This is a genomic window from Streptomyces sp. NPDC006655 (assembly GCF_040703965.1).
GTDB lineage: Bacteria > Actinomycetota > Actinomycetes > Streptomycetales > Streptomycetaceae > Streptomyces.
The window spans coordinates 67,670-74,192 of record NZ_JBEYJU010000043.1 but is presented as its reverse complement, the minus strand read 5'-3'; the positions used below and the strand labels follow the sequence as shown (position 1 = coordinate 74,192).

The window sequence follows — 6,523 nt, the reverse complement described above, 5'->3', positions numbered from 1 at the left end:
TCTACGAGCACAAGGTGTTCGTCCAGGGCGCCGTCTGGAACATCGACTCCTTCGACCAGTGGGGCGTGGAACTCGGCAAGGTCCTCGCCAAGCGCATCGAGCCCGCCCTGACCGAGGGCGCCGCCGTCCCCGGCCTCGACGCGTCCACCACCGCACTCGTCTCGACGTACCGCACCCTCAGGAAGTGAACTGACATGCAGCTCGGACTCATCGGCCTCGGCAAGATGGGCGGAAACATGCGCGAGCGCATCCGCCGCGCGGGCCACACCGTCATCGGCTACGACCGCAACCCCGACGTCTCCGACGTGAAGTCCCTCGAAGAACTGGTCGAGAAGCTCGACGCGCCGCGCACTGTGTGGGTGATGGTTCCGGCCGGCCACGCCACCCAGTCCGTCGTGGACGAGCTCAAGGACCTGCTGTCCGAGGGCGACACGGTGGTCGACGGCGGCAACTCCCGCTGGACGGACGACGAGAAGCACGCCGCCGAACTGTCCATCAAGGGCATCGGCTTCGTGGACGCGGGTGTCTCCGGCGGTGTGTGGGGCCTCCAGAACGGCTACGCCCTGATGGTCGGCGGCAACAAGGAGCACGTCGAGCGGCTGGAGCCGATCTTCGAGGCGCTCAAGCCGGAGGGCCCCTACGGCTACGTGCACGCCGGCAAGGTGGGCGCCGGGCACTTCTCCAAGATGGTCCACAACGGCATCGAGTACGCCATGATGCAGGCGTACGCCGAGGGCTGGGAGCTCCTGGAGAAGGTCAAGTCGGTGGACAACGTCCGCGAGGTCTTCCGCTCCTGGCAGGAGGGCACCGTCATCCGCTCCTGGCTGCTCGACCTCGCGGTCAACGCGCTGGACGACGACGAGCACCTGGACAAGCTGAAGGGCTTCGCTCAGGACTCCGGCGAGGGCCGCTGGACCGTGGAGGCCGCCATCGACAACGCGGTGCCGCTCCCGGCGATCACCGCCTCCCTGTTCGCCCGGTTCGCCTCGCGGCAGGACGACTCCCCGCAGATGAAGATGGTCGCGGCGCTGCGCAACCAGTTCGGCGGCCACGCCGTCGAGTCGAAGGAGTAGGGCGCCGTGGGGGACCTTCTTCTGGTCCGCCACGGTGAGACCGAGTGGAGCGTGTCGGGCCAGCACACCAGCTGGACCGACCTGCCCCTCACCCAGCACGGTGAGGAACAGGCCAAGTCCCTCGCCCCGCTGCTCACCGGGCGGACCTACGCACTGACCCTGGCCAGCCCGCTGGGCCGCGCGATACGCACGGCCGAACTGGCCGGCCTCGCCGGGGTGACGGCCGACCCCGACCTGCACGAATGGGACTACGGCGGCTACGAGGGGATCACGACGGCGGAGATCCACCGGTCCCGCCCCGACTGGTACCTGTGGACCGACGGCGTACCGCCGGGTCCGGAGGGTCACCCCGGTGAGTCGCCCGAGCAGATCGGCGCCCGCGCCGACCGGGTGCTCGCCAGGCTGGACGCGGCGCTCGCCGGGGACGGCGGCGATGTGGTCCTGGTGGCCCACGCCCACTTCCTGCGCGTGCTGACGGCCCGCCGCCTGGGGCTGCCGCCGGCCGAGGGCCGGTTGTTCCAGCTGGCGACCGGGACGGTCAGCCGGCTCTCCACGGAGCACGGACGGCCCGTGATCACCGAGTGGAACCGGATGCCCTGATCGGCATCCGAGCGGCCCGCCAGTGACAACTGGCGGGCCGTTTCCCTGCCTTGAACGTCAGGCGGTACGGCGAACCGGCCCGGACTGTTTCTACGGCCCCTTTCCTAACCCCTTGTCGAAAGTCCTGCCGAGCCCATAGCCTTGCGCCGCGCCGGTGCCGTCGTCCGCCCCGGCCCGGTCGCGACGGGATGGGAGGGGCAGCCGCGTGAAGCGCACATCGCGTGACATCCGCACCGCGAACCGCTACGAGGTGCTGCGCCAGATCATCGCCCAGTCCCCCACCTCCCGGCAGACGCTGGCCGCCGCCACCGGGCTGAGCGTGGCCACGGTCGCCACGCTCGTCGGGGAGCTGCTCGACCTGCGGATGATCACGGAGGTCGGCTTCGAGGACTCCGCGGGCGGCCGCCCCCGCGGACTGGTGGCCGTCAACGCGGCGGGCGGCGCGCTGATCGGCGTCGACATGGCGGAGACCTATGTCCGGGTGGAGCTGTTCGACCTGGGGCTGAACGTGCTGGCCCGCGCCGAGGAGGACATGCGTCCCGGTGAGCACCGGCCCGAGCAGGCGGTCGGCCAGGTCGCCACGGCCGTCGGCTCGGTGGTGGCCCAGGCCGGGGTCGAGGGCGCGCGGGTGCTCGGTGTCGGGGTGAGCGTGCCGGGCCAGGTGGACCGGGACACCGGGATCGCCGAGTACGCGCCCAACTGGGACTGGCACGACGTGCCGTTGCTCGACCTGCTCGCCGAGCACATCGCCTACCCCCTGTATTTGGACAACCCGTTGCGGGCGAGCGCGGTGGCCGAGCTGTGGTTCGGGGCCGCGCGCGGACGCGAGGACGCCGTGGTGGTGAACCTCGGCACCGGGGTGGGGGCCGGACTCGTCCTGGCCGGCGGGCTGTACCGGGGGGTGAGCAACAGCGCCGGGGAGTGGGGGCACACGACCCTCGTCCTGGACGGACGGCTGTGCCACTGCGGCAACCACGGCTGCGTCGAGACGTACGTCGGCGCCCCCGGCATCATGCTCAACCTGCGCGAACTCAGCCCCCGTAGCGCCCTGTTGCACCCCGAGGACCAGACGGCGACCATCGACGCGCTGTCCCACGGGGTCGCCGCGGGCGATCCGGTGGCCGTCAAGGTGGTCCGGGACACCGCCCGCTATCTGGGCGCCGGCGTCTCGGACCTGGTGAACCTGTACAACCCCGAAGTGGTCGTGCTCAGCAGCTGGGTGGCCAGGAAGCTGGGCACACCCCTGCTCGACGAGGTCCGCGAGGCCGTACGGCGGCACGCGCTCAGAAGGCCGTTCGCGGCCACCGAGGTCGTCCTCTCCCCCATCCCCACCGATCCGGTGTGCCTGGGCGCGGCCACGTTCGCGCTGGAGGGCGCCCTCCAGACGGTGGGACAGCGGACCCCCGGACGCACCACCCCCGTGAGGAGCCGTACCGCACGACCCGCATGACGACGGAAGGGATGCCGTTTTGACCCGCACCGACAGACCGGTCCTCGCCACGGCCGCGGCCGTACTGGCCGTGACCGGCGCCCTGATCAGTTCCCCGCCGGCGAACGCGGCCGGCAGCGCCCCCGCTGCCGCCGAGGTCTCGCCGCACGCGGCCCAGACCATCGACGACATCGGCGCCTCGGGCGCCTGGTGGGTCAATGACCTGGAGCACTTCGACCCCAGGGTGCAGGCCGGGGTGGCGAAGCTGCTGTTCTCGAAGCAGGGCCTGGCGATGTCCTCCTACCGCTACAACATCGGCGGGGGCGGAGCCGGGGTCACCACCCCCGCGCGGGCCGCCGAGGACTTCCTGAACCCCGACGGCTCCTACGACTGGAGCAGGGACAAGGGTGGCCGGACGTTCCTGCGGTACGCCGCGAAGTACGGGGTCAAGGACCTGATCGGCTTCGTCAACAGCGCGCCCGCCCGGTGGACCACCAACGGGCAGAGCTGCGGCGGCCAGTTGAAGGCGGAGCACGTGGGCGACTACGCGAAGTACGTCGCCGACGTGACCCAGCACTTCGCCCGGCAGGGCGTGCGGCTGGACTACATCAGCCCCTTCAACGAGCCCGACAACGACTTCGGTTCCTGCGGACAGGAGGGCATGCAGGTCACCGTCGACCAACGCGACGACATCGTGCGGGCGCTCGGCGCCGAGCAGCGGGCCCGCAGGCAGCATGCCTCGATCATCGCCGACGAGTCCAGCCAGACCACCCAGTTCGTCTCCGAGCTCCCGCAGTGGATCTCGCAGCCCGGCACCGCGCAGTACGTGTCGGCGCTGGCCCACCACACGTACAACAACCCGAACGACGGCCAGCTCGGCAACGTCTACGAGACGTCGCGGTCGGTCGGCAGGAAGTCCTGGGCCACGGAGATCTGCTGCTTCGGCAAGGGCTCGACGGGCTGGAACCAGGAGTACGACCCGACCATCGACAACGCCCTGCTGATGTCCCGCATCATCTACAAGGACTTCGCGAGCGCCCACGACTCCGCCTTCCAGTGGTGGGTGGCCCTGGCCAGCGGCTACGGCACCTCCCCCACCGAGAAGAACGACGTCGGCTGGAACGACGGCCTGATCTACTACGATCCCGACTACGCGACGAACGGCAACCAGACGCTGTACTTCACCAAGCGGTACTACGCGCTCGGCCAGTACAGCAAGTTCGTCCGGCCGGGCTCGGTCGCGCACGACGTGACGGGGGCGCCGGACGGGGTCGAGGTGTCCTCCTACGACCGGAACGGCACGTGGGTGGTCGTGGTCAACAACCACAACGCCACGGACACACCGCTGAGTCTGCACTTCAACAACAAGGCACCGGTACGGGCCAGGCAGGCGGTGCGGACCTCGGCCACCGAGGACTGGGCCGACGTCGCGAAGCCGGCGGTGGGTTCGGGCACGGTCTCCGCGACCCTGGCCGCCCGCTCGATCACGACGTACGTCTTCGACCAGAAGGGCCACGGACGTTCCGCCGTCACCGGCGCGCTGGCCGGCAAGCAGTCCGGCAAGTGCCTCACCGCCGACGCGTCGGGGGCCGCGCTCGCCACCTGCACGGGTGCGGGCGGCCAGTCCTGGTCGTACGACGCGGACGGCACCCTGAAGGGCGCGGACGGCTATCTGACGGCCTCCGGTTCGGCCCTGACCGCCACCGCCGGGCTCACCGGTGACGCGAGCCAGCGCTGGCTCCTGAACGCCAACGGGCAGATCCTGAGCGAGGCGTCGGGCAAGTGCCTGGACGTGAGCGGGCAGGCCACCGCCGACGGCAGCAAGGTGATCCTCTACAGCTGCAACGGCGGCACCAACGAGGCCTGGACCAGGCAGTAGCGAGCACCGCTCCCACCGTCCGAGGGCCGCCGGCCCCTCCCTGACCGGCGGTCCTCAACTCTCCCTGCCATCCCTGCTGTTCGTCATTCCGAACCGGGTACAACGTTTCGCGCAGACTTCGTCCAACCTCTTGCCGAAGTATTAGCCGAAGGTTAACGTCCCGCTCCGCAACGCAATTTCGGCCATCTGGCTCGCGAGGTGTTCCAGGCCCCGCACGGCCCTGGCACCACGGCCGCTCTCGACAGACAAGGACGTCAGCATGTCGGCACTGAGCAACAACAACTGGTCCCGCCGGTCTCTGTTCCGGGCGGCCGCGGGCATGGCCGCCGCCGGCACCCTGGCCGCGTGCGGCAGCAACAACGGCCGAGGCGGCGGCAGCGGGTCGGGCACCCAGCTGACGCAGATGTTCCACGCCTACGGCGAGGCGGGCGTCGAGCAGGCGGTCAAGAGGTACCCCACCGCCTACAAGTCCGCCAACGTGACCACACAGTGGATCACCAGCTCGGACTACGAGAGCAAGCTCTTCGCCACGCTGCTCACCAACTCCGCCCCCGACGTCTTCGAGTTCCACCCGCAGATCCAGATGGTCAAGAGTGGTCAGGTCGCCGACCTGACCGACATCATCGACCCGGTCAAGGACGACTTCAACGCGGCCGACATCAAGTCGCACACGGTCGACGGGAAGATCTACGGCGTCCGTATGATCGACGACCCGCAATTCTTCTTCTACCGGCCCTCGCTCTTCGAGAAGGCCGGCGTGAAGGTCCCGGAGACCCTCGACGAGCTGATCGAGATCTCGGCCAAGCTCACCACAAGCAAGATGAAAGGCCTGTACCTCGGCAACGACCTGCACGCCATCATCAGCCCGCTGATCTGGTCCGCGGGCGCGGACACCCTCGACGACAAGAACCAGATCGCCTACCACACGCCCGGCGTCGTCGAGGGCCTGAAGAAGATGCGCAAGCTGTTCACCAGTGGCGACCTGCTCCTGGGCGCGCCGACCGACTTCTGGGACCCGTCGGCGCTCAACCAGGGCCTGTGTGCCATCCAGTTCTGCGGTATGTGGGCGATGCCGCAGTTCCAGAAGGCACTCGGCGACGACATCGGGATCTTCCCCTTCCCGAAGACCGTCGACTCCGGCAAGCAGTCCGTCTACAACGGCGGATGGTCGATGTTCGTCAACGCCAAGAGCAAGAACGTCGACGCGGCCAAGGAGTACGTCAAGTGGCTGTGGATCGACCAGAAGAAGGACCAGGAGGACTTCGCGACGTCGTACGGCTTCCACATCCCGCCGCGCACGTCGATCGCCGCCTCGGCCACCAAGCTCAAGACCGGTCTCCCCGCCGAGGGCGTGAAGCTCTTCAACCAGTTCGGGCACTTCGACAACATCGGCTGGACCCAGGCGATGATCCAGGCGTCGTGGGACGTGCTCGCCAACTGCGTCCGCAAGGCCGGTGACCCGGAGAAGGCGCTCGACCAGTGCGACACGACCGTCAACCGCGAGCTGAAGAAGCTCTTCGGATAAGTCGCGGACGGACCGGA

General features: G+C 69.2%; 5 protein-coding genes and 1 pseudogene. All 6 read left to right on the top strand.

From position 1 onward, the window contains the following. A pseudogene (locus tag AB0958_RS24595) lies at nt 1–188 on the top strand (glucose-6-phosphate isomerase); the annotation flags it as partial. Nucleotides 189–194: 6 nt separating this feature from the next. After that, a complete protein-coding gene (gene gnd / locus AB0958_RS24590) occupies nt 195–1,073 on the top strand; it encodes a phosphogluconate dehydrogenase (NAD(+)-dependent, decarboxylating) (protein WP_366892613.1) in 879 nt (292 codons plus the stop codon). A 6-nt stretch (nt 1,074–1,079) separates the two neighbouring features. Next, nucleotides 1,080–1,673 carry a histidine phosphatase family protein gene (locus AB0958_RS24585; protein ID WP_366892611.1) on the top strand — a complete coding sequence of 198 codons (594 nt, stop codon included), beginning with the start codon at nt 1,080–1,082 and terminating at the stop codon, nt 1,671–1,673. 205 nt (nt 1,674–1,878) lie between these two features. After that, complete coding sequence (locus AB0958_RS24580) at nt 1,879–3,123, top strand: ROK family protein (RefSeq protein ID WP_366892610.1); 1,245 nt, start codon at nt 1,879–1,881, stop codon at nt 3,121–3,123. 19 nt (nt 3,124–3,142) lie between these two features. After that, nucleotides 3,143–4,981: a glycoside hydrolase gene (locus tag AB0958_RS24575; protein ID WP_366892609.1), complete on the top strand. Its 1,839-nt coding sequence runs from the start codon at nt 3,143–3,145 to the stop codon at nt 4,979–4,981. Between the two features lie 259 nt (nt 4,982–5,240). Then, nucleotides 5,241–6,506, top strand: a complete 1,266-nt coding sequence (locus AB0958_RS24570; RefSeq protein WP_358981411.1) for a sugar ABC transporter substrate-binding protein — start codon at nt 5,241–5,243, stop codon at nt 6,504–6,506. Nucleotides 6,507–6,523 lie beyond the last annotated feature (17 nt).